The organism is Bradyrhizobium sp. 87 (assembly GCF_023073015.1).
GTDB lineage: Bacteria > Pseudomonadota > Alphaproteobacteria > Rhizobiales > Xanthobacteraceae > Bradyrhizobium > Bradyrhizobium canariense_D.
Window position 1 is genome coordinate 423,227 of the sequence record NZ_JADPIQ010000128.1, and the last position, 23,274, is coordinate 446,500.

Consider the following 23,274-nt stretch of genomic DNA (forward strand, 5'->3'; position numbering starts at 1 on the left):
GAATACGTGGCGCCCCGACGCCGCTACCCCTTCTTCGCCGCCAGCGCGTCCGCCACCGCCGTGCGGATGTCGGCGACCGAGAACGGCTTGGTCACGACGTCATGCACCAGCGCATTGAGGTTCGAGGCGCGCTCGCGCTGGTCGGCAAAGCCGGTCATCAGCAGAATGGTCAAATCGGGGAAATCGCGTGCGACGGAAAGCGCCAGCGCGATGCCGTCCATCACCGGCATCTGGATGTCGGTGAGCAGCAGGTCGAACCTGCCGTCCGCGCGCGTGAGGATCTCCAGCGCCTCGGCGCCGTCTTGCGCGGTGACGATCTCGTGGCCGTCCATGGCGATGGCGCGCGCCACCAGCTGGCGCATCGAATCCTCGTCGTCGGCGATCAGGATCTTGGACATGAGACCAACCTTGGGATCAATCTCGCCACCAACTTTGCCTGCGAGACCTGCGAAATCGATTATACGCTGCCGCCGGCGATGTCGCGCCGGTTGAAGAAGCGAACGTCGATATTGCGGCCCTCCGGCGGCGGCGAGGCCAGGCGCGAGCGGAAGAAGGCGCGCTCGCCGGGCTGTAATACGGTCTGTTCCAGAACGGCGTTCCAGGCGTAGATTTCCGCGCCTTGCGCGTCGCGCACTGCGAAGCGCAAGCGGGGAATGTCGAGCGGCTTCTTGCCCTGTCCCACGATCACGCCCTCGATCACCAGCACCTGCTTACCGTCTACTGTCTCGCTGGAGAGCTTGACGTCCTTGAAGGCGAGTGCGCGCAGGTTAACTTCGAGGCCGACCATCCTGTAGAAGGCTGCCGTCTGCGGCAGCAGCCGCACCATGTCTCCGCGCCAGATCACCAGCGCCAGGACCAGCGCGCCCATGGCGGCGCAGGCGGTCGGCAGGCCGAAATGGGATTTTCGCGGGGCCGCCGGACGGCGCACTCGCGCGCCGCGGCGACGGCCGAACAGGCCACGGAACCAGGACTGGTGCTGTTCGCCGCCGACTTCCTCCTCAACGGATCGGGCGGCCGCGGACCATTCGTCCTCGGTGTCGGCGGCTTCCTGGTCCGGCCAGTCGCTGGCGATCGAGGGGCTGTCAACGACAGGCGCGTCAGCGGCTCCGTCGTCCTGGGCATAGGAGTTCCATTGCTCGGCGAGATCGGCCTGGTCGTCGGCCCGGCTGGCCGCGGCCATGGCCGGCACAGATGCCTCCTCGATGGCATCCTCGGCATGGGCGACCCACGTTTCCTTGCAACGGGAACAGCGCACGGTCCGGCCGTTCGCCCCAAGGCTCGCGGGCTTGATGGCGTAGGATGTCGTACAATGAGGGCAGACGATATGCATGGACGAGCCTTGATGCATGGACAAGTCTTGATCGTGACACGGTCGTGGAGAACCGAGACGGAAAGATGCTACCAATTATGCTACAGGACGACCGTTAACGAACCGGAAACCATAACGGCCGCAAAACCCGCGGATCGCGTGTGGCGGAGCACAGCCGTGCGGCCCGCGGCCTCTCTCGAACGGAGCTGAGCTTGGTTCGGTTCGAAAATGTCGGATTGCGTTACGGCCTGGGGCCCGAGGTCCTGCGCGACCTCAACTTCCAGATCCCGGCGCATTCCTTCCAGTTCCTCACCGGCCCGTCCGGCGCCGGCAAGACCTCGTTGCTGCGCCTGTTGTTCCTCTCGCATCGCCCGACGCGGGGGCTCGTCAACTTGTTCGGTCACGACATCTCGCAGCTCGGCAAGGACGAGATCGCAGACTTGCGCAAGCGCATCGGCATCGTGCTCCAGGATTTCCGCCTGCTCGATCACATGACGACCTATGAAAACGTGGCGCTGCCGTTCCGCGTGATGGGCCGCAGCGAATCGAGCTACCGCAAGGAGGTCATCGATCTCCTGAAATGGGTTGGGCTCGGCGAGCGCATGGACGCGCTGCCGCCGATCCTGTCCGGCGGCGAAAAGCAGCGCGCGGCAATCGCGCGCGCCGTGATCTCGCGGCCGCAGCTGCTGCTGGCCGACGAGCCAACCGGCAGCGTCGATCCGACGCTCGGCCGCCGCCTGCTGCGGCTGTTCATCGAGCTCAACAAGTCAGGCACCGCCGTCATCATCGCCACCCACGATATCGCCCTGATGGACCAGTACGAGGCGCGACGCTTCGTGCTGCACCAGGGACGGCTGCACGTCTATGAATAGGCCCGACGAGCGCGGCGTGCTGGTCGATCTCGGGCAGGAGGGGCCGCCGCTTCCGGCCCGGGCGCGCAATATGTCGCCGATCGTGCCGCGCGCCTCGATCCACGGCCGCGCGCTGGTCGCCGTTGTCGCCATCATGACCTTCCTGGCCTCGATGACGACCGGCACGGTGCTGCTGGTGAGCGCCTCCGCCGCCGAATGGCAGTCGGATGTCGCGAGCGAGATCACCATTCAGGTCCGGCCGCAGACGGGCCGCGATCTCGAACGCGACACCGCGGCGGTGACCGAGGCCATGCGCGCGCAAGCCGGCATCGTCGAGGTCAAGCCGTTCACGAAGGACGAGAGCGGCAAGCTACTCGAGCCCTGGCTCGGCACCGGGCTGTCGATGGACGATCTGCCGGTCCCGCGCATGATCATCGCGCGCGTGCAGCCCGGCACGGCGCTCGATCTCGGCGCCTTGCGCGCCCGCGTGACCCAGGTGGCGCCAAGCGCCAGCGTCGACGATCACCGCGCCTGGATCGAGCGCATGCGCTCGATGACCAACGCCACCGTGCTCGCCGGTCTCGGCATCCTCGCGCTCGTCATCGTCGCCACCATCATCTCGGTGTCGTTCGCAACCCGCGGCGCCATGGCGGCGAACCGTCCGATCGTCGAGGTGCTGCATTTCGTCGGCGCCGGCGACCGCTACATCGCCAACCGCTTCCTGCGTCATTTCCTCAGGCTGGGGCTGGAGGGCGGCGTGATCGGCGGCGGCGCCGCCATGCTGGTGTTCGGCTTCTCCGAGTCGATTGCAGGCTGGTTTTCGGGCACTCCCGTCGGCGACCAGTTCGCCGCGCTGCTCGGCACCTTCTCGCTGCGGCCATCCGGCTACATCGTGCTCGCGGTGCAGGCCGTGCTGATCGGCGCCATCACCGCGGTCGCCTCGCGCCAGACGCTGTTCGCGACGCTGAATGATGTCGATTGAGATGGTTTTCTTCCTTCTCCCCTTGTGGGAGAAGGTGGCGCGAAGCGCCGGATGAGGGGTTCTATCCACGTGCACGAACGTCGAGGCGAGTTCGCGGAGACATACCCCTCACCCGTCTCGCCGCTATCGCGGCGAGCCACCCTCTCCCACAAGGGGAGAGGGGAAAGCTGGTTCGCGGCCCCAGCGCTTCGCCACATAGTTTGAGGCCGACAAACCGGACTCCACTTCGCCTCAAAACGTCCTAAAATCACCTCTGGGAAGGGATCACCGACATCGCATGAGCGCGCCGACCGCCGATCGATCGCCGAAACTGCCGCGCGGGTGGCTGCGCGCGGCCGTGATGTCGACGATTGCGCTCGCCTTCGTCGGCGCGGCGGCGGGCTTTATTGCGTTTCTGTCGCAATTGCGCGGCGCCGAGATCGCGCCGGACCGCAAGGCGGACGGCATCGTGGTGCTCACCGGCGGCTCCTCGCGGGTGTCGGATGCGATGGAGCTGCTCGCTGCCGGCTACGGCAGGAGGCTCCTGATCTCCGGCGTACACCCGACCTCGACGGCGAGCGACATCTCCCGGACGCTGCCGGAGAACCAGTCTTTCATGCGTTGCTGCGTCGATCTCGACCGCACCGCGGTCTCGACCCGCGGCAATGCCGCGGAAGCGCGGCGCTGGGCCGCGGGACGCGGCTTCAAATCGCTGATCGTGGTCACCTCGAACTATCATATGCCGCGCGCGCTGGTGGAATTCTCGCATGCGATGCCGGAGGCGACACTGATCCCGTTCGTGGTGGTCGGCGACAAATGGCGCGACGAGCCGTGGTGGACCTCGGCGTCCACTTTGCGGCTGCTGCTGTCGGAATATGTCAAGTATATCGCGGCGGAGGTCAGGGTGCGGCTGGAGGATTTCGGGATTGACCTTTCGCCCGAGATGTCGGAGCAGCCTTCCGGGCTGCAGGCGAAGCGGCCCGCCACCGCACAGGCCAATTGATCGGCAACTGATCGGCAATTGATCGGATCCTCGATGTTCTTGATTTTCCTGCGATCGCTCGTGTTCAACGTGCTGTTCTACACCGTGCTGGTGTGCCTCGCGATCGTGGCGCTGCCGACCTTCGCATTGCCGCCGCGCGCCATGCTCACGGTCGCGCAATGGTGGGCAAAGGCGACGCTGTTTCTGATGCGGGCTGTCTGCAACATCAAGGTGGAATTCCGCGGCCTCGAAAAGATCCCGAGGGGACCATTGGTCGTTGTGGCGAAGCACCAGTCGTTCTGGGAGACGTTCGTCTTGCCGGGCTTCTTCGACCGTCCGATTTTCATCCTCAAGCGTCAGCTCATGCAGATCCCGGTGTTCGGCCAGTTCCTGGTCAAGACCGGGATGATCGCGATCGACCGCAATGCCGGCGTCAAGGCGCTGCTGGACATGACGCGGCGGGCGCGGGAGGCGGTGCGCAGCGGCGGGCAGCTCGTGATCTTTCCCGAAGGCACGCGCCGCGCCCCGGGCGCGCCACCGGACTACAAGAGCGGCTTCGCGCAGATCTATTCGTCCTGCGGCGCGCCGTGCCTGCCGATCGCGCTCAATTCCGGCCTGTTCTGGCCGCGCCGCACCTTCATGCGCTATCCCGGCACGCTGGTGGTGGAATTCCTCGATCCGCTGCCGCCGGGCTTGCCCAAGGACGAGTATCTCTCCCGTGTGCAAACGGTGATCGAAGACGCGACCGGTCGCCTCGTCGAAGCGGGCCGCAAGGAGCAGGAGCAGCTGATCGGCTCGGCGCCGAGCTATGCGCCGTTGGAGAGCTAGCGGTTTTCCCGATCGTCCGCCGGAGCCGGCGCGTGCGGAGAATGCGCATCACCATGCAGCATCATGGCAAGCTGATGCAGCTGCGCATCGCGAAAGCCTTCGGCCTCGATCGCCTTCACCGTCGCAGTCACGTAGTCGCGGTTGGCGCCGGACTGGCCGTGGCCCTGGAGCACGTGGCGATGCTGGTCGGTGAGCGACAGCCGACCGGCATATTGCACATGGCCGCGGTCGACGACATAGGCGAGCGCGGAGACGCGCTGCCGCGCATCGTTCTCCAGCCACACCGAGCGCATGACTTCGCGATAGACCGACGTCACCTGCTCGCGCGCGCGCAGATAGGCGACGACGTCGGCGCGGTTCTTTTCGGCGACGCGGAAGGCGATGCCGCGGCAGGCGCCGCCGCGGTCGAGGCCGAGCACCAGACCCGGCTTCTCCGGCGTGCCACGGTGGACGAAGGAATAGACACAGAGCGCGCGGTGCTCGCCGACCAGCCGCGCGGGGACGCGCTCCTCGAATTCGAAACCCGGCCGCCACATCAGCGAGCCGTAGCCGAACACCCAGAGGTCGCCTTTGGCTGTGGTGACGGAGGGGAGGGTGATTTCCGACATTTCGGGCACGGCTACCAGAACCGCGCTCCCAAGCGAAGCGAATTCTCCGCCTTTCGGAGCACGCCAACCTCGCTTACATTTGACAAAATCAGGGGTCAAAGGGTCGCCGCATGTCCGATATGACCGTTGCCGCACGCCGGCGCTCCCGCTGGGGCCTTTTCATCGCCCCTGTCATCCTCCTGATCCTCGCGGTGGCGTGGAGCTGCTTCTGGTTCTATGCGGCGTCGCAGGCCGAAATCGCCGCCGATGCCTGGCGCGCGCAGGAGGCCAAATCCGGCCGCGTCTATGATTGCGCCAAGCGCTCGATCGCGGGCTTCCCCTTCCGCTTCGAGGTCCGGTGTTCGGGCGCCAGCGTCGCCCTGGTGTCGCAGAACGCCAGCAAGACGCCGTTCACGGCGAAGCTCGACAACATCCTGGTCGTCGCCCAAGTCTACGATCCCAAGCGCGTCATCGCCGAATTTACCGCACCCGCGACGCTCACTGACGGCGTCACGCAGAGCACCTTCGTGGTGAACTGGAGCAAGGGTCGCAGCAGTGTGGTCGGCCTGCCCGCCGTGCCGGAGCGCGCTTCCATCGTGTTCGAGGAGCCGACCGTCAATCGTGTCGACGGCAGCATGCAGGTGCCGCTCGCGCGCGCAAAACAGGTCGAGCTGCATGGACGCCTTGCGGATGGATCTCCGTCCGATCATCCCGTGATCGAGACCGTGCTCCAGATCGCGCAGGGCAGCGTCCAGGGCGTTCATCCGCTGCTCGCCGAGCCGTTCGAGGCCGACACGCGGGCGAAGATCACCGGACTGTCCGATCTCACGCCAAAGCCGTGGCCGCAGCGCTTCCGCGAGATCCAGGCCGCCGGCGGCCATATCGAGATCGTGCAGTCCCGCATCCAGCAGGGCGAGATGATCGCGGTTGCGGCCGGCACGCTCGGGCTCTCGGCAAACGGCCGCCTCGATGGCGAATTGCAGATGACCGTGACGGGCCTGGAGCGCGTGATCCCCGCGCTCGGCATCGAGAAGATGCTGCAGGAGGGGGTGCCGCAGGCGACCCTCGATCGCGTCGCGCCCGGCGTGAAGTCGCAGGACCTCAACAATCTGTTCGGTGCGCTCGACCGTGCCGTTCCCGGCCTCGGCAAGGTCATCAAGCAGAACGCCAATGCAGGCGTTGCCGCCGGCATCAATTCGATCGGCACCGAGAGCACGCTGGAAGGCAAGAAGGCTCGCAGCTTCCCGCTGAAGTTCGTCGACGGCGCCGTGCTGCTCGGCCCGGTCAAGGTCGGCCAGATCCCGCCGCTGTATTAGGTCGTGAATTCATAAACCTGCCGGGCGGACAGCTCGGTCCGTCTGATGCGTTCGAAACTGTGAACAGATCGTTTCTGCGAAGAGCTTCTTGTCGGCGCCGGTGACGCAACCTGCGAGGTCCTCTCCTGCGTCGGGCGAGGAGTGCGACAGTGCGTCTGGACAGGTAGCGTTCTGCCGCCCTATTGAAGACCAACTGACGGCTCTAAGGCCGCGCCCAAATTATCTGGGGTTCGGGGGAAACAATGCGCGCGTTGAATTGTCTCGTGGCAGCATCGCTGCTCGTTGCCTCGCTTCAGACCGCAACCGCAAAGGATAGCGAACATTGGGTGGTGTCCTGGACGGGCGCGGTTCAGGGCCCATACCCCGTCGGCAATCCGTCAGCCCAGCCCGAACAGAAATTCGCGTTTCCCGAGCCTGCGGCCGGTGCGCGGGACCAGACCTTTCGCCTGATCGTGCGGCCGGATATCTGGGGCCGTCAGGCCCGCATCCGGCTCAGCAACGCCTTCGGCACCAAACCCGTCACGTTTGACGGCGTTTACGTCGGCCTGCAGTCGGGCAGTGCCGCGTTGATCCGCGGCTCCAACATTCCGGTTACGTTCGCCGGCACGGCTTCCGTTACGGTGTCGCCGGGGAATTCGGTCTGGAGCGATGCGATCGCGCTGCCGTTTGCAAAGCGGCCCGATGACCTCGCCGGCCGCCGGCTTGCGGTCAGTTTTCATGTCGCCGGCCAGAGCGGCCCGATGACCTGGCACGCCAAAGCGCTGACCACCTCCTATGTCAGTGCGCCCGGCGCCGGCGCGAAGGGCGCCCTGGAAGACGAGGCTTCCTTCCCCTATGCGACTGCGTCATGGTTCTTCCTCGATGCGATCGAGATGACTGCGCCTGCCGATGCCTTCGCCATCATGGCGTTTGGGGATTCGATTACCGACGGGACCGCCTCAACCATGAATGGCGACGATCGCTGGCCCAACGTGCTGTCGCGTCGCCTGAAGGCAGTCTACGGCAACAAGGTTGCCGTAGTGAATGGCGGCATCGGTGGCAACCAAATCGCAGGCCCGGCCGAATATGGTCCCGACAAACCGTACGCGGGCGGCCCCGCTTCGGGCCAGCGGCTCGAGCGTGACGTGCTGTCGCTGTCCGGCATATCGAGCCTGATCTGGCTGGAAGGTATCAACGATTTCAGCAAGAACGGCAATTTTACCGCCGACCAAGTCATCGCCGCGATGAAGGATCGTGTCGCGAGGCTACGTGCGAAATGGCCGCAAGCCCGGATCATCGGCGCCACCGTCGTTTCGGCATTGGGTAGCACCAGCGCGGCACATGGTTTTCCCGAGCAGGATGACAAGCGCAAGGCGCTCAACGCATTCATCCGTAGCTCGGGGACATTCGACGGTGTAATCGATTTTGATCGGGCGACGCTCGATCCGGCCTCGGGTGGCCTCAAGCCGGAGTTCGTTCCCGAAAGCACGACTGGTGGCGCCGGCGACAAGCTTCATCCCAACCGCACCGGATATCTGGCGATGGGACAGGCCATCGACCTCGAGCTGTTCAAGCCGGGAAAGATTAGCCGTAGCGCGAAGCAGTAGGATGGATTCAGAGTCTCCTCTCTCCATTCATCGCCCTCAGCTGTCGTAACTCCCTCCATGCGGGTTACGAGCTGAACTCACGGCCGCTTCGCCGGATCGTGATGACCGGCCGGGAATGCCGAGCCGCAAACTCCGCTCTCTCTCCATGTCGGCCGCACGATGATGCGGTCGCCCAGGCAGGAGAGATATCATGACCAAGTCCAGGCTGTTCATTGCCGGTATCGCCATCTCGACCACGCTCGCGACGCCCGCGTTTGCGCAGTGGCAATGGCAGTTGCAGGAGCCGGCAGCATACGCCTCGATGTATCCGAACGGTGATCGCAACGTCTCGAATCCGACGACGCGGGAGACGATGGCCTTCGTCCCCTCGCCGAAATCACCGCGCCCAATGGTGATGCGCGCGACCAAGGGCAAATAGCCGCCATCCACCACTTGCCCGTCGCGAACTGGGCCCGGTCATGTCCCGGCCGGGCCCAATGCGCGTTGCCTTGAACGAGGCCTCGAAAAGTTGCCTTGGACAATCGCGACAGTCGCGCGTGCGGATCGACAGCCAACGAAAATATTCCGAACAGGATCGTCAGGAAAACGTGATGCACAAGATGCACGGCGCCGCGAATAACCGCAGCCGCATTCAAATCACTCCACACCAGGGAAGCATGCATGCGCCGGAGATGGCGCGCGGAATCCAATCCGCTTCCCAAATGGAGGAAGCTTCAAATGCGGATCATCAATTGCGGACTGATGCTGGGTATTCTCGCTGCCTGTTCAGGGCAGGCGCATGCCGACGACAATGTCACAACCGAAATCCACTCGCTGAAGGCGAAGCTGAAGGAGCTCCAGCAGCGCGTGGACTCCGAGGCGCGCAAGACGCGACAGGGTGAAGCGCAGGCGAAGGCCGTTCAGTTACCAGCAAGTTACAAGGCGCTCGCCGCCGATCCATGTGCGGCCGGCAAGGTCTGCTACAAGGGCGTGACGTTGACCTTCGGTGGCTGGGTCGATCTCACCGGCGTCTACCGCTCGCGGAATCTCGCTTCCGATACCGGCTCGGTCTACAACTTCATCCCCTATCAGCAGAGCCGCAACTTCAACATCCCGGAAACGCGCTTCTCGGCACGCCAGAGCAGGTTCTCGGTGCTGGCCGAGGGCAATGCCGATGCCGACACGCACCTCGCGGGTTATGGCGAGATCGATTTCGAAGGTGCGGCTCAGACGGCGAGCTCGGTTGCGACCAACTCGTTCAATCCGCGCATGCGGCAGCTCAGCCTGGAACTGGACCGCAGCGATCTCGGTCTTCACTTCCTCGCCGGGCAATCCTGGTCGCTGAACGCGCCGACCAAGTCCGGCATCGATCCTCGTGGCGTCGATGCGCCCGGCGTGATCGACTTCGAATCCGTTCCGGGATTTCTTGCCTGAATCAGGTGCCCGACGTCACGGTCAAGGCCGCCTGGGACCCAAGGCTCGGGCCCTATAAGTTGCATGTCGAGGGGTGGGCGCTCTACCGCCAGCTGTTCGACCGTTTCAACAACGCCAACCACCCCTACGACACCGGAAGCTTCGGCGGACACATCTTCGTCGAGCTGATTCCGAAAACCCTCGATCTTCAGCTCTATGGCTCGCACGGCGTGCTGGGCCGCTTCACGGCAACACCGTTCGCCGACGCGGCGGTGGCGCAGGACGGCACCCTCCTCCCGCTGACGATCACGGCGGCCGCCGTCGGCCTGATCTGGCACGCGACGCCCAGCCTCGATGTCTACTCCTATGCAGGCCTCGAAAAGGCCAAGGCGAATTTCGCCAATGTTGGAACGGTGCCGTTCGGCTACGGCAATCCGCTCTACAACAACACCGGCTGCTTCACCGAAAACTCGGCGGGCGCGACCTGCAACGGCAACACCAGGGAGGTTCGGCAGATCACGGCCGGGATCTACGACACCATCTACCAAGGCAATTTCGGCACGCTCAAAGCCGGCCTGCAATATTCCTACGCGCAACGGTTCGCGTTCGCCGGCGTCGGCGGCGCGCCGAAGACCGACGACAACGTCGTCATGACGCAGATCCGGTACTACCCATTCTAGTCACGGAGCCACGCAGGCTCGTAGCCCGGATGGAGAGAAGCGCGATCCGGGAATCCTGCCTCAAGCGACGGAAGTCCCGGATTACGCCTGCGCTCCATCCGGGCCACTTCGGTGCTACGGCTTGTTGCCGAGCTGCGCATGCGGCCGGCCGAAATCGGGCGCGGCCGAATCCTGGCCGATTTCGACAATGCCGCGGCGGATGGCGCGGGTGCGGGTGAAGTGGTCGAACAGCGCCTCGCCATCGCCGCGGCGGATTGCGCGGGTGAGCTTTGCCAGATCCTCAGTGAAGGTGCCGAGCATCTCCAGCACGGCTTCCTTGTTGGCGAGGAAGACGTCGCGCCACATCGTCGGATCGGAGGCGGCGATGCGCGTGAAGTCGCGAAAGCCGCCGGCGGAGAACTTGATGACCTCTGACTCCGTCACCTGCGCCAGCTCGTCGGCGGTGCCGACGATGGTGTAGGCGATCAGATGCGGCAGATGGCTGGTGATCGCGAGCACGAGATCATGATGATCCGGCGTCATGATCTCGACCTTGGCACCCATCGCCGCCCAGAACGCGCGCAGGCGATCGGTGGCAGCCGCATCAACGCCCTCCGGCGGGGTGAGGATGCACCAGCGGTTGATGAAGAGCTCGGCGAAGCCGGAATCGGGACCCGAATGCTCGGTGCCTGCGACGGGATGCGCCGGCACGAAATGGACGCCTTCCGGCAGGTGCGGCGCCATATCCCTGACGATGGCGCCCTTGACCGAGCCGACGTCGGAGATGATCGCGCCGGGTTTGAGATGCGCGGAGATCTCCTGCGCCACCGGGCCGCAGGCGCCGACGGGAATGCAGAGGATGACGAGATCGGCGTCCTTCACGGCTTCCGCATTGGTCGCGACGACCTGATCGACGATGCCGAGCTCCATCACGCGTGCGCGCGTCTTCTCCGAGCGCGCGGTGGTGACGATCTCGGAAGCCAGACCCTGGAGCTTCGCGGCGCGTGCGATCGAGCCCCCGATCAGGCCGAAGCCGATCAGCGCGACGCGCTGGAAGTGCGGGGTCGCGCTCATCGTCCGGCCATGAAGTCGCGCAGGCCCTCGACGACGAGGCGGTTGGCCTCCTCGGTGCCGATGGTCATGCGCAGCGAATGCGGCAGGCCGTAGTTCTTCAAGCCGCGCAGCACCAGCCCGCGCTTGGTGAGGAAGGCGTCGGCTGCGTCCGAGGTCTTGCCCTCGGTCGGGAAGTGGATCAGCACGAAATTGGCGACGCTCGGCGTCACCTTCAGCCCGAGCTTGCCGATCTCCTCGGCGAGCCAGTTGCGCCAGGTCTCGGTGAAATGCTTCGACATGGCCTGGTGCGCTGTGTCCTCGATCGCGGCAACGGCGGCGTACATGGCCGGCGTCGACACGTTGAAGGGACCCCGGATGCGGTTGACCGCGTCGATGATGTGCTCGGGGCCGAACATCCAGCCGATGCGCAGCGCCGCAAGACCATGGATCTTGGAGAAGGTGTGGGTCACCACCGTGTTTTCGGTGGTCGCGACCAGCTCGATCCCCATCTCGTAATCGTTGCGCGAGACGTAGTCGCAATAGGCTGCGTCCAGCACCAGCAGCACGTGCGAGGGCAGGCCGGCGCGCAGGCGCTTGACCTCGTCGAACGGCACATAGGTGCCGGTCGGATTGTTGGGGTTGGCGAGCCAGACCAGCTTTGTCTTCGGCGTCACCGCCTTGAGGATGGCGTCGACATCGCAGGTGAGGTTCTTCTCGGCCGCGATGACATTCTTCGCGCCGACCGCCATGGTCGCGATCGGATAGACCAGAAAGCCGTGCGTGGTCGAGATCGCCTCGTCACCGTGGCTGAGATAGGTGTGGGCGAGCAGGTTGAGGATCTCGTCCGAGCCGGCGCCGCAGATGACGCGGTTGGGATCGAGCCCGAAGGTGCGCCCGATTGCTTCGCGCAGCACGCGCGAGGTTCCTTCCGGATAGTCTTCCAGATGATCCGCCACCTGCTTGAACGCCTCGATCGCCTTCGGCGAGGGCCCGAACGGCGTCTCGTTGGCCGAGAGCTTGAACACCTTGCGGCCAGGCTCTGCCACCGGGGTCTTGCCGGGCGTGTAGGGCGCAATATCGAGAATGCCGGGATTCGGCACGGGGCGGGACATCTTCAACTCCGGAGTGGGCTTAAGCGGTTCGCGACTTACGATTTCGACCCGGTCGGGGGCACCGTATAGCGCGTTGCGTGGCTGCCGACGAGGGCCGTGGAGCGCACCGAGGCCCCCGCTTCGATCAGGGCAGCCTTGATCTTGTCGATGCTGCTTGTCGCGGTGACCGAGACCAGCAGCGCGGCGCCGTCGAAGGCGGTGTCGGGCACCGCCACGATCTCGGCGAGCGGCGACAGGGCGCGCGCGACCTCCGCATTCCACCCAGAGACGCGTACGCTGAAGGTCTCGACCTCCGTCACCAGCGCGCTGTCGGCGACGCGCGAGACCGCGAACACGGGCAACGCCGCCGGATGGTCGGCGCGCTCGACGAAGGGCAGCCGCGCGATGATCTTTGGCGCGCCAGCTTCTTCCAGCGACAGCCACCACGGCGTGCGGCTCGAGGTCGCCGAGACCAGCGCCAGATCGCCCTTGGACTTCGCGACGGCCTCGACCGCCGCCTGCGCGCTGAAATGCGCGACGTAAGGCACGGTGAAGCCGAAATGGAATCGCGCGGAATCGCGCATGGCCGGCTCGCTCGCCGAGATGTCGGCGTGGACCGAGAACGGGGCCTGGACATAGGTGAAGGTCGCGATGATGACGCGCCAGATGCTCTCGACCGTGTCGAGCGGCAGGATGCCGCGATGACGCTGCACGAGGTCGCGCATCATGGAGGCCTCGCGTGCCGGGCGGAACGCCGAGCCGACCTCCTGGGTCTGCTTCACCTGGATCAGGCGGTCGATGATGTCGCCGCGTTGCATCAGCAGGCGATGCATGCCTTCGTCGATCGCGTCGATCTCCTTACGCAATTCCTGGAGTGATGGTGGCGCGGGCGGACGTTGGGACATGTCTGACAGGTGCTGCTGAGAGGCTTTCCAATGCGGATCAGTCGAGCCGTCACCGCTGTGATGGATATCCTGATTAGGCAGTCGGGGCTGCGAAAGCAAAGAGAAATGCAAAGAGAAATCGGGCCCTTTCCGCCCGTGGCGCGACAGGCGAATTTGGCTGATCCGGGCCGTGACTTGACGAAAACCGTCCAAGACGGTAGTTTTTACCCGTTCCGTGGTCATTTGAGCCGGCCGGCTTGCAGCCACGTTAAAAAACTCGCTAAACAGGCCGGGGACGCTTTCGATCCCGGCCGAACCTATCGTTCAGGCCGGGTTTTTCATGGCCTGATGTCAATGCGGTCACTTCTACGATCGCAAACGAGGTCGATGGTCAGATGGTTGGCGTCCAGTCCATTCCGAGTCCCGCGATCACCGCCGACGAGCGGTCGCACGAGGTGGATCATCCGAGTTCGCACGTCGCGCAGTTCGGCTCGGAGCAGCCGCTGCGGCTCGACTGCGGGGTCGATCTCAGCCCGTTCCAGATCGCCTACCAGACCTACGGCGAGCTGAATGCCGATCGCTCCAACGCGATCCTGATCTGCCATGCGCTGACCGGCGACCAGCACGTCGCCAACGTGCACCCTGTCACCGGCAAGCCCGGCTGGTGGGAGACCTTGGTCGGCCCCGGCCGGCCGCTCGATCCCAACGAATATTTTATCATCTGCTCCAACGTGATCGGCGGCTGCATGGGCTCGACCGGCCCGGCCTCGATCAATCCCGCGACCGGCAAGGTTTGGGGGCTCGATTTCCCCGTCATCACCATCCCCGACATGGTGCGCGCGCAGGCGATGCTGATCGACCGGCTCGGCATCGACACGCTGTTCGCGGTCGTCGGCGGCTCGATGGGCGGCATGCAAGTGCTGCAATGGACTGCGGCGTATCCGAGTCGCGTGTTCTCCTCGCTGGCGATTGCCTGCTCGACACGACACTCGGCGCAGAACATCGCGTTCCACGAGCTTGGCCGTCAGGCGGTGATGGCCGACCCCGACTGGCACCATGGCGGCTATGCCGATCGAGGTATCCATCCGCATCGTGGCCTCGCTGTCGCCCGGATGGCGGCGCACATCACCTATCTCTCCGACGCCGCGCTGCATCGAAAATTCGGGCGGCGCATGCAGGACCGCGAGCTGCCGACTTTCTCTTTCGACGCCGACTTCCAGGTTGAGTCCTATCTGCGCTACCAGGGCTCGTCCTTCGTCGAGCGCTTCGACGCCAACTCCTATCTCTATCTGACCCGCGCGATGGACTATTTCGACATCGCCGCCGACCACGGCGGTGTGCTGGCGAAGGCGTTCGCGGGAATCCAGACCCGCTTCTGCGTGGTCTCCTTCACCAGCGACTGGCTGTTCCCGACCTCGGAATCGCGCGCGCTGGTGCACGCGCTGAATGCGTCGAGCGCGCGGGTGTCGTTCGCCGAAATCGAGACCGATCGCGGTCACGACGCCTTCCTGCTCGACGTGCCCGAATTCCTTGATATCTCCCGCGCCTTCCTGCAATCGGCAGGCAAGGCGCGCGGGCTCACCGCCAATAATGCTTAAGGACGGCTAGTCATGTCTGTACAGGAAGCGTTGCCGCTGGGCGGCCTTGCGACCGGGCAGCCCGGTGATTTTCGCGCGGACCATGTGCTGGTGGCCAACATGGTCAAGCCGGGCTCGAAGGTGCTCGACGTCGGCTGCGGCGAGGGCGACCTGCTCCAACTGCTGGAAACCCGCGGCGTCGACGGCCGCGGCATCGAGCTGTCGCGCGAGGGCGTCAACCGCTGCGTCGCCAAGGGTCTTGCGGTGGTGCAGGGCGATGCCGACACCGACCTCGTGAATTATCCGGATGACGCCTTCGACTACGTGATCCTGTCGCAGACGTTGCAGGCGACGCGGCAGCCGAAAGTGGTGCTGGAGAATTTGCTGCGCATCGGCCGCCGCGCCATCGTGTCGTTCCCGAATTTCGGCTTCTGGAAGATGCGGCTCCAGCTCCTGATCGGCGGCCACATGCCGCGCACGGAGAACCTGCCGGCAAGCTGGTATGACACCGCCAACATCCATTTCTGCACCATCAAGGATTTCGTCGAGCTCTGCGACGCGATCGACGTCAAGATGGAACGTGCCGAGGCGCTCGACCTCTACGGCCGTCCGCTGCGGCTGCGGATGCCTTGGTGGGTGTGGAATCTGTTCGGCGAGCAGGGCGTGTTTCTGCTGACGCGGGGCGGCAGGAAGTAGGCCGGCCCGTTACCCCATCTACGCGACCCAGTACCTGGTGACGCCTTCGCGCTAATGCGCCGCCAGTGACCTCGGGTCGCGCACCGGCCATCTTCCCGCTTCCACCAGCGTGACGAACCGTTCCACCGTTTCGTTGAACAGCGCTGGCTCTTCGAGATTGAGGACGTGGCCGGACTTTGGAAACATGGCGAGCCCTGCCGCCGGCAGATGCTTCTTCAGAAACAGGCTTACGCCCACGCACGGATCGTCCTCGTCGCCGCAGATGATGAGTGCCGGCGTCGTGGCCGCTCTGATCGCGTCCGTCATCGTAAAGATCGAGGGACGGCCGGCCTGGAAGCCGCGCATCGTCCGCGCTGATCCCTTGGCATCGTGCCGCGCCAGGGCGGCATAGAAATCGGCGTGACCGCGCGGGTCCTTCACCAGGAAGGGAATCCGGCTCGGCGCCTCGCGCGTGACTTTTGCGACTTCGGCTGAGCCGAGCATCTCGAATTGCTCCGCGTTGGCGCGGCACTGCTGGCGCCAAGCGTCGAGGTTCTCGATCTCCGAGCCCGAGCCGACGCCGGCGAGCGTCATCGACAGCGCACGTTGGGGCGCGTTGAGCCCGATCTGGAGCGACGAATAGGCGCCCATCGAGAGGCCGACGAAGTGCGCGCGATCGATCTTCAGATGATCGAGCACCGCGAGCGCATCGGTGTAGAAATGCGTGTAGCGGTAGACCTCGCCATCAGGCACGTCCGATGGCGTGTAGCCGCGTGCGGAATAGGTGATGCAGCGATGGCCGCGCGAGAAGTAGCGCATCTGCGGCTCCCAATTGGTGTAGTCGGCCGCGAATTCGTGCAGAAAAATAATCGGCGTGCCCGTGCCCGCTTCTTCGAAATAGAGTCGACAATTGTCCTTCGTGAGGGCGTGAGGCATCCGGTTTTCTCCCTGAGGTGGCTGCGGCTTTGGAATGCCGTCCTGCGGTCAGCGCATACGATGGTAGCACTTATTAATCATCGTCCAAATTCTTAGGGGCCGCGTCTTGTTCTCGCCACATCAGGATACTGATACAGCCCGCGGATGTCGGCCACCGCACGGGCCGACGGGGAAGTGGGGTGTCAACGAAGGATGAAGAATGTTCGAGTTGTTTGCGTCTCGCCTGTCGCGCTGTGTCGTTGCGCTGGCTGTTTTCTTCGCGGCGTTCGCCGCCTTCACTTCTCCGGCGTCAGCACGACCTCATCGTCATAGCGCAGAGCGGCACGCTTACGCGCATCACGCCAGCAGACATCATCATTACCGGCATGCACGCGGCTCGCGCTTCGAGCGCGGCGCGGCGCAATTGCAGGCGAACGGCTTCGGCAACACCTTCGCCAGCTATGATCCGAACGCCAATAGCGGCGGCATCGCCATAAGCGGCAGCGCTGGAACGGCTATGAGCGGCAGTGGTGGAATGGCCATGAGCGGCAGCCGTGGAATGGCCATGAGCGGCAACGCTGGAATGGTTACCAGCGGTGAGATGACCACGCGCGCCAGCCGTCGAATTATGAGGCGTGGAGGTGGGATAGCCACTAACGCGAATGACGGCGGCATGGCCAATAGCGCGACGAGCGGCGGCGGCTTCGGCGGTGGGTCGGGCCTCGTGTCCGAGGCACGCCGCTATGTCGGCGGCAATCCGACCGGTCGCGGTAGCCTGTGGTGCGCGCGCTTCATGAACATGGTGCTCGAAAAGACCGGTCATCGTGGCACCGGCTCCGACATGGCGAATTCGTTCGCGCATTACGGCACGCGCGTGTCCGGTCCGCAGGTCGGCGCCATCGCAGTGATGTCGCGTGGTGGCCGGGGCGGTCATGTCGGCATCATCACCGGTGTCGACGCGCAGGGCAATCCGATCATGATCTCCGGCAACAACGGCAACCGCGTTCGCGAAGCACCGGTCTCGCGCGGCCGGATCTATGCGTATGTGATGCCGAACTGACGGCCGTCATTGCGAGGAGCGAAGCGACGAAGCAATCCAGACTGTCTCCGCGGGCGCATTCCTGGATTGCTTCGCTTCGCTCGCAATGGCGGAGCGGGGCCAGCGCGCAGCGTCACACCAGCTTCGGCTGTTCCAATGCAACCGCGTCGCCCACGCCGATGTCGCCTTCAGCGATCACCTCGGCATAGATGCCGCAGTCCATGTGGCCGAGATTGCTCGAGAGCGTGGCGGGGATTTCGAGATCGCGCTTGGCGGTATCAGGGTCGACATTGGTGGCCGGGCAGCGCTTGATGCGCTTGACCACTTGCAGCCGGGCCTGTCCGATCGCGAGCGTCTGGCCGACGAGGTCGAGCTCGGACCAGGCCGGCCAGCCCTTCACGTAGAGATTGGCGCGGAAGCGTAGCGGGTGGACGGCGGCGCCGCCGAGCATGGTCTCGAGCGTGCGGACGCTGTCGAGATTGATGATGGACACGACCTTGCGGGCGACGTCTGAAAAGCTGTGGTCGCGGCCGGACAGGATCTTGGGCGGGCCCTTCAGCTCCGGCTGAAAATTTTCCCTGAAATAGTCCTCGATGGCGGCGCGCCCGGCGGCGGTCTCGAGATCGCCGCTGGCGACGATCTGGCCGTCCTTGCGGATGGTCAGGCAATTGGTCGCGTCCTCGAACCGGCTGTCGAGCGAAGCTAGCCGCTCATTCCGCGCCAGCATCAGGAACTGGATCTTCGGCTTCCACTGCGGTGCTTCCGGATCGAAGCCGCTCGGGCCGTTCTCGATGGCGTAGCGGCGGTCGGCGGGCAGGGTCTGGCCGGCTCGCAGGGAGACGCGGGGCAGGGCCTCCGGCGTCAGGCCCTTGATCGGGTAGCGGTAGAGCCCGGTGATCTCGGCGGTCTGGCTGATTGTCATTGCGCTGGGTGTCATGCCGCTACTTAGGGGATTCGGCCCACCGGCGCCAAGCGGGCGGATCCGCGCACGAAATTGTGAACTCGCCTCTTCCGGTCCGAGGCCTCGCTTCCCACATCTGGGTCAGGCCGGCGCCAGCGCCGGCTGATAACGACCGTTGCCGGTTGAGAAACGTCAATGCGGTAATCGGAAACCCAATGAAGATGCCGTTTGGAGTGCCTTTGAGGGCTCCAGGGGCAGGCCGAGGGAAAGACCACGAAATGAACATCGAAAAATATACCGAACGCTCCAGAGGCTTCGTCCAGTCCGCGCAGTCGCTTGCGGTGCGCGAAGGGCACCAGCAGTTTTCGACCCTGCACGTCCTGAAGGTGCTGCTGGACGACAATGAAGGCCTCGCTGCCGGCCTGATCGACCGCGCCGGCGGCAATTCCCGCGCAATCCTGAAGGCGACCGAGGACGCCCTGAACAAGGTGCCGAAGGTCTCTGGCGGCGGAGCCGGCCAGATCTATCTGGCGCCCGAACTCGCGCGCACCTTCGACGCCGCCGAAAAGGCTGGCGAGAAGGCCGGCGACAGCTTTGTCACCGTCGAGCGGCTGCTGCTCGGCCTGGCGCTGGAGAAGACCAGCGAGGCGGGCGCGATCCTGGCCAAGGGCGGCGTCACCCCGCAAAACCTCAACGCGGCGATCGAAGCGCTGCGCAAGGGCCGAACGGCGGACTCCGCCACGGCCGAGAACGCGTATGACGCGCTGAAGAAATATGCCCGCGACCTCACTCAGGCGGCGCGCGACGGCAAGCTCGACCCGGTCATCGGCCGCGACGAGGAGATCCGCCGCACGATCCAGGTGCTGTCGCGCCGGACCAAGAACAATCCCGTCCTGATCGGCGAACCCGGCGTCGGCAAGACCGCCATCGCCGAGGGCTTGGCGCTGCGCATCGTCAACGGTGACGTGCCGGAGAGCCTGAAGGACAAGAAGCTGCTGTCGCTCGACCTCGGCTCGCTGATTGCAGGTGCAAAATATCGCGGCGAGTTCGAGGAGCGGCTGAAGGCCGTGCTGCAGGAGGTGACCGGGAGCGATGGTAATTTCGTCCTGTTCATCGACGAGATGCACACGCTGATCGGCGCTGGTAAGGGCGATGGCGCGATGGACGCGTCCAATTTGCTCAAGCCTGCGCTCGCCCGCGGCGAGCTGCACTGCATCGGCGCCACCACGCTCGACGAGTACCAGAAGCACGTCGAAAAGGACGCGGCGCTGGCGCGGCGATTCCAGCCGATCTTCGTCAGCGAGCCCTCGGTCGAGGATACGATCTCCATTCTGCGCGGGCTGAAGGACAAATACGAGCAGCACCACGGCGTGCGGATCACCGATTCCGCGCTGGTCGCCGCCACGACCCTGTCCAACCGCTACATCACCGACCGCTTCCTGCCGGACAAGGCCATCGACCTCATGGACGAGGCGGCCGCGCGGCTCAAGATGCAGGTCGATTCCAAGCCGGAAGAGCTGGATTCGATGGATCGGGAAATCATCCGGCTGAAGATCGAACAGGAAGCGTTGAAGAAAGAAAGCGATGCCGGGTCGAAGAGCCGCCTGCAGACGCTGGAGAAGGAGCTGGCCGATCTCGAGGAGAAGTCCGCGGCGCTCACCGCACGCTGGAGCGCGGAGAAGAACAAGCTCTCCGACGCTCAGAAACTGAAGGCCGAGCTCGACGGCTTGCGGGTTGAACTTGCCAACGCACAACGGCGCGGTGAATTCCAGAAGGCCGGCGAGCTGGCCTATGGCCGGATCCCCGAATTGGAAAAGCAGCTTGCGGAGATCGAGGCCAAGGAGAACTCCGGCGAGATGATGGAGGAGGCGGTCACCGCCAACCACATCGCGCAGGTGGTCTCGCGCTGGACCGGCGTGCCCGTCGACAAGATGCTCGAAGGCGAGAAAGACAAGCTCCTGCGGATGGAGGACTCGCTCGGCAAGCGCGTCGTCGGCCAGGCCGAGGCCGTGCGTGCGGTCGCGACCGCCGTTCGCCGTTCGCGCGCGGGGCTGCAGGACCCGAACCGGCCGACCGGCTCGTTCATGTTCCTCGGGCCCACCGGCGTCGGCAAGACCGAGCTGACGAAAGCGCTCGCCGAGTATCTGTTCAACGACGAGACCGCGATGGTCCGCCTCGACATGTCCGAGTACATGGAGAAGCACTCGGTCTCGCGGCTGATCGGCGCGCCTCCGGGCTATGTCGGTTATGACGAGGGCGGTGCGCTCACCGAAGCGGTGCGGCGCCGGCCCTACCAGGTCGTGCTGTTCGACGAGATCGAGAAGGCGCATCCCGACGTGTTCAACGTGCTGTTGCAGGTGCTCGACGACGGCCGCCTCACCGACGGCCAGGGCCGCACCGTCGACTTCCGCAACACGCTGATCATCATGACCTCGAACCTCGGTTCGGAGTTTCTGGTGAACCAGCCGGAGGGCGAGGATACCTCGGCCGTGCGCGAGCAGGTGATGGGCATGGTGCGGGCGCACTTCAGGCCAGAGTTCTTGAACCGCGTCGATGAGATCATCCTGTTCCATCGCTTGCAGAGGAGCGAGATGGGCCGGATCGTCGAGATCCAGTTCGCACGGCTGCAAAAGCTTTTGATCGATCGCAAGATCGTGCTGACGCTCGACGCTGCGGGCCGCGACTGGCTCGCCGCCAAGGGCTGGGATCCCGCCTACGGCGCACGGCCGCTGAAGCGCGTGATCCAGCGTCACGTCCAGGATCCGCTCGCCGAGATGATCCTGGCCGGCGACGTCAAGGACGGCGACAACGTTGCGATCTCCTCCGAAGGCAACGTGCTGACCTTCAACGGCAAGGCGCCGCAGACCGCGGAGATCGCCCAGTTCGAGGCGCCGGTGTCGAAGCGGAAGCTGAACTGATCGTCGGCATTCGAAGCCTGAAGCAACAAGCCGCCCCGGAGATGTCAACCTCTCCGGGGCGGTTTGTTTTGCGGGTTGTTGGCGAACTTACTGCGGCGACCTATTTCTTCGTGAGCTTGTAGATCGCGTTCTCGATGTCAGAAGAGAAATAGATCGTGCCGGATTCCCCGATGCCGACGCCTGTCGGAATGTGCGTCGGCAGTCCTCCGGGTGCACCCACGAGGCCGATTGGAAGATTGGCCGCGATCTCGGTAACCGTGCCGGTCTCCGGCACGATTTCGATCAACCGTTTGGCGCCGACCTCCGCTACGATCAGCTTGCCGTCTCTGGCGCGGGCGATGCCTTCGGGCATTTTCAGGTCCTTGGCGACGACTGTCTTTTCGCCGTTGCTCTCGATCATCGAGATCACGCCGGAAAAGGCTTCGGTGAGATAGACCTCGCCACGCGATCCAGCGACGAGCCCGACCGGGCCCTCGAGGCCGCCGATCAGTGTGGTGCGATCCTTGCCGTGCTCGCCGCTGACGCGGACCAGCGATTTGGTGCCGAACTCGGCCACCAGGATGCTGCCGTCCGCGAGCACGAGCGCGTCGTGCGGCGCCTTGAAGCCGTGCAGCATGTCGCGGGTGGCCCCGGTCTTGCCGTCGATCACCTGCACCGTGCCGGTGAACCAGCTCGATAGGACCACATCGTTGCCCTTCGCCGTTGCGCTCATCGGATATTCGAGCGTGACGCCGGCGGCGTGCATGCGCGCCTTCTCGGTGACCTCGCCGGTCGCGCCGTCCACCGTGCGATAGGCGAACACGTCGGCGACGTGGATCGTATCCTTGCCGTTCTCTGACGTGACGCCGATGCCGCCGGGCAAGGCGAGCTTGCCGATGATCACCTGCCGCGCCTGGCCGGTCGCCGGATCGACCTCCTGGATGCCGTTATCGGCCATGTTGGAGACGTAGATTCGGTCCTTGTCGTCGATCGCGAGATTGTCCAGCGACGGCTTCAATTGTGCGACCATGGTCTTGGCGCCCGACTTGGGATCGACCCGAACGAGCTGGCCGAGCGCGGTGTCGACTACCCAGAGATCGCCCTTGGAATCGAAGTTCACCGCGGCCGGGACCTTGAAGCCGTCCGCGACGACGGTCAGCTCGGCCTTGTCGACGTCGACCTTTGCGACCTGTCCCTTGAACCAGAGCGGACCGTAGAGCTTGTCGTCGGGACCGAACTCGAAGCCGTTGAGGCCGCCCATCTTCTCCATGATCTGGCGCGGCGGTTTGACGCCCTCGACGTCGATCTCATAGAGCGTGTCGCCGAGGAAGACGGTGGTGGCGTACAGCCTGCCGTCCTTGCGGAAGGCGAGCGAGTTGATGCCGGGAAGGCCTGAAGCGAGTTTCTTGATCGGGCCGTCGCCCTTGCGCGAATAAAGATCGCCGGCCAGGAATCCGGTCCAGGCCATGGTGCCGTCGGGGGCGAATGCGATGTCGTCGGCCATTCCGATCGGGGCGGGGATTGCAACCTTCGCGCTACCGCCGGGGATGTCGACCTCGTAGAGCGCCGCGCCCGCGACGCTGCCGGCAAACAGATGGCCGGCCTTGTCGATCGCAAGCCCGTGCACGCCGTGGAACGCCGAGCCCGGAACGAGCTTGGTGACCTCCCAGTTTTCGGCCGAAACACTGGTAGCGGAGACGACCGCAGCGACGAAGGCTGCGCAGGCGAGCCTGTTCTTCATGGCGAGACCTCCCGTTTTTTGGAAAGTATT

At 64.8% G+C, this 23,274-nt stretch carries 22 protein-coding genes and 1 riboswitch; of the genes, 13 read left to right on the top strand and 9 right to left on the bottom strand.

Going from position 1 to position 23,274, the window contains the following annotated elements; all coding sequences use genetic code 11:
• Positions 1-23 precede the first annotated feature (23 nt).
• Positions 24-398 (bottom strand): response regulator, encoded by a 375-nt coding sequence (locus tag IVB50_RS33450; protein ID WP_018453253.1) that lies wholly within the window; start codon positions 396-398, stop codon positions 24-26.
• Between the two features lie 59 nt (positions 399-457).
• A complete protein-coding gene (locus IVB50_RS33455) occupies positions 458-1,330 on the bottom strand; it encodes an MJ0042-type zinc finger domain-containing protein (RefSeq protein ID WP_026232495.1) in 873 nt (290 codons plus the stop codon).
• Positions 1,331-1,521: 191 nt separating this feature from the next.
• Between IVB50_RS33455 and ftsE the strand changes: the two genes are divergently transcribed.
• The 4 genes from ftsE (at position 1,522) to IVB50_RS33475 (ending at position 4,931) form a co-directional block, all read left to right on the top strand.
• Entirely contained in the window at positions 1,522-2,181 is a 660-nt protein-coding gene (ftsE, locus tag IVB50_RS33460; RefSeq protein ID WP_008135325.1) for a cell division ATP-binding protein FtsE, read from the top strand.
• Positions 2,174-3,142 carry an ABC transporter permease gene (locus tag IVB50_RS33465; protein ID WP_007597308.1) on the top strand — a complete coding sequence of 323 codons (969 nt, stop codon included), beginning with the start codon at positions 2,174-2,176 and terminating at the stop codon, positions 3,140-3,142. Before ftsE ends, IVB50_RS33465 begins: the two co-directional genes overlap by 8 nt.
• Positions 3,143-3,419: 277 nt before the next feature.
• Positions 3,420-4,124: a YdcF family protein gene (locus IVB50_RS33470; protein ID WP_018453256.1), complete on the top strand. Its 705-nt coding sequence runs from the start codon at positions 3,420-3,422 to the stop codon at positions 4,122-4,124.
• A 33-nt stretch (positions 4,125-4,157) separates the two neighbouring features.
• Entirely contained in the window at positions 4,158-4,931 is a 774-nt protein-coding gene (locus IVB50_RS33475) for a lysophospholipid acyltransferase family protein (protein WP_085361285.1), read from the top strand.
• Here the strand turns inward: IVB50_RS33475 and IVB50_RS33480 are convergent.
• Positions 4,928-5,539 carry a gamma-glutamylcyclotransferase gene (locus IVB50_RS33480; protein ID WP_018453258.1) on the bottom strand — a complete coding sequence of 204 codons (612 nt, stop codon included), beginning with the start codon at positions 5,537-5,539 and terminating at the stop codon, positions 4,928-4,930. The two genes, IVB50_RS33475 and IVB50_RS33480, sit on opposite strands and share 4 nt — an antisense overlap.
• 110 nt (positions 5,540-5,649) lie before the next feature.
• Between IVB50_RS33480 and IVB50_RS33485 the strand changes: the two genes are divergently transcribed.
• The 5 genes from IVB50_RS33485 to IVB50_RS33505 all read left to right on the top strand — a co-directional run bounded on the left by IVB50_RS33485 (position 5,650) and on the right by IVB50_RS33505 (position 10,492).
• A complete protein-coding gene (locus IVB50_RS33485) occupies positions 5,650-6,834 on the top strand; it encodes a DUF2125 domain-containing protein (RefSeq protein WP_018453259.1) in 1,185 nt (394 codons plus the stop codon).
• A 242-nt stretch (positions 6,835-7,076) separates the two neighbouring features.
• Positions 7,077-8,420: a GDSL-type esterase/lipase family protein gene (locus IVB50_RS33490; RefSeq protein WP_247299294.1), complete on the top strand. Its 1,344-nt coding sequence runs from the start codon at positions 7,077-7,079 to the stop codon at positions 8,418-8,420.
• A gap of 190 nt (positions 8,421-8,610) precedes the next feature.
• A complete protein-coding gene (locus IVB50_RS33495) occupies positions 8,611-8,838 on the top strand; it encodes a hypothetical protein (RefSeq protein ID WP_018453261.1) in 228 nt (75 codons plus the stop codon).
• A 299-nt stretch (positions 8,839-9,137) separates the two neighbouring features.
• Positions 9,138-9,833: a hypothetical protein gene (locus tag IVB50_RS33500; RefSeq protein ID WP_240543318.1), complete on the top strand. Its 696-nt coding sequence runs from the start codon at positions 9,138-9,140 to the stop codon at positions 9,831-9,833.
• Between the two features lie 5 nt (positions 9,834-9,838).
• A complete protein-coding gene (locus IVB50_RS33505) occupies positions 9,839-10,492 on the top strand; it encodes a hypothetical protein (RefSeq protein ID WP_247299296.1) in 654 nt (217 codons plus the stop codon).
• A 114-nt stretch (positions 10,493-10,606) separates the two neighbouring features.
• Here IVB50_RS33505 and IVB50_RS33510 read toward each other — a convergent pair whose 3' ends face one another.
• From IVB50_RS33510 to IVB50_RS33520, 3 genes are read right to left on the bottom strand one after another with little or no spacing between them, the layout of a single operon-like run.
• Positions 10,607-11,545: a prephenate/arogenate dehydrogenase family protein gene (locus IVB50_RS33510; protein WP_018453262.1), complete on the bottom strand. Its 939-nt coding sequence runs from the start codon at positions 11,543-11,545 to the stop codon at positions 10,607-10,609.
• A complete protein-coding gene (locus tag IVB50_RS33515) occupies positions 11,542-12,636 on the bottom strand; it encodes a histidinol-phosphate transaminase (RefSeq protein WP_026232497.1) in 1,095 nt (364 codons plus the stop codon). The genes IVB50_RS33510 and IVB50_RS33515 overlap by 4 nt, the downstream gene beginning before the upstream one ends.
• A gap of 35 nt (positions 12,637-12,671) precedes the next feature.
• Positions 12,672-13,520, bottom strand: coding sequence for a chorismate mutase (locus IVB50_RS33520; RefSeq protein ID WP_026232498.1), 849 nt, complete (start codon positions 13,518-13,520; stop codon positions 12,672-12,674).
• Between the two features lie 204 nt (positions 13,521-13,724).
• Positions 13,725-13,804: riboswitch (SAM riboswitch) on the top strand.
• A gap of 90 nt (positions 13,805-13,894) precedes the next feature.
• Here IVB50_RS33520 and IVB50_RS33525 point away from each other — a divergent pair.
• Both IVB50_RS33525 and metW read left to right on the top strand, forming a co-directional pair.
• Positions 13,895-15,097, top strand: coding sequence for a homoserine O-acetyltransferase (locus tag IVB50_RS33525; RefSeq protein ID WP_247299298.1), 1,203 nt, complete (start codon positions 13,895-13,897; stop codon positions 15,095-15,097).
• 12 nt (positions 15,098-15,109) lie between these two features.
• A complete protein-coding gene (gene metW, locus IVB50_RS33530; RefSeq protein ID WP_018453266.1) occupies positions 15,110-15,772 on the top strand; it encodes a methionine biosynthesis protein MetW in 663 nt (220 codons plus the stop codon).
• 51 nt (positions 15,773-15,823) lie between these two features.
• Here the strand turns inward: metW and IVB50_RS33535 are convergent, their stop codons facing one another.
• Positions 15,824-16,687: an alpha/beta hydrolase gene (locus IVB50_RS33535; RefSeq protein ID WP_247299300.1), complete on the bottom strand. Its 864-nt coding sequence runs from the start codon at positions 16,685-16,687 to the stop codon at positions 15,824-15,826.
• Positions 16,688-16,886: 199 nt separating this feature from the next.
• On the opposite strand from IVB50_RS33535, the gene IVB50_RS33540 reads away from it, so the two are divergent.
• Positions 16,887-17,726, top strand: coding sequence for a TIGR02594 family protein (locus IVB50_RS33540; protein ID WP_018453268.1), 840 nt, complete (start codon positions 16,887-16,889; stop codon positions 17,724-17,726).
• A gap of 112 nt (positions 17,727-17,838) precedes the next feature.
• Here the strand turns inward: IVB50_RS33540 and IVB50_RS33545 are convergent, their stop codons facing one another.
• Positions 17,839-18,627 carry an MOSC domain-containing protein gene (locus tag IVB50_RS33545; protein ID WP_247299303.1) on the bottom strand — a complete coding sequence of 263 codons (789 nt, stop codon included), beginning with the start codon at positions 18,625-18,627 and terminating at the stop codon, positions 17,839-17,841.
• Positions 18,628-18,884: 257 nt separating this feature from the next.
• On the opposite strand from IVB50_RS33545, the gene clpB reads away from it, so the two are divergent.
• The gene (gene clpB, locus IVB50_RS33550; protein WP_018453270.1) at positions 18,885-21,524 is read left to right on the top strand and encodes an ATP-dependent chaperone ClpB; all 2,640 of its coding nucleotides are present in this window, start codon (positions 18,885-18,887) and stop codon (positions 21,522-21,524) included.
• 100 nt (positions 21,525-21,624) lie between these two features.
• Here the strand turns inward: clpB and IVB50_RS33555 are convergent, their stop codons facing one another.
• Positions 21,625-23,244, bottom strand: a complete 1,620-nt coding sequence (locus IVB50_RS33555; RefSeq protein ID WP_085350725.1) for an SMP-30/gluconolactonase/LRE family protein — start codon at positions 23,242-23,244, stop codon at positions 21,625-21,627.
• Between the last annotated feature and the right edge of the window lie 30 nt (positions 23,245-23,274).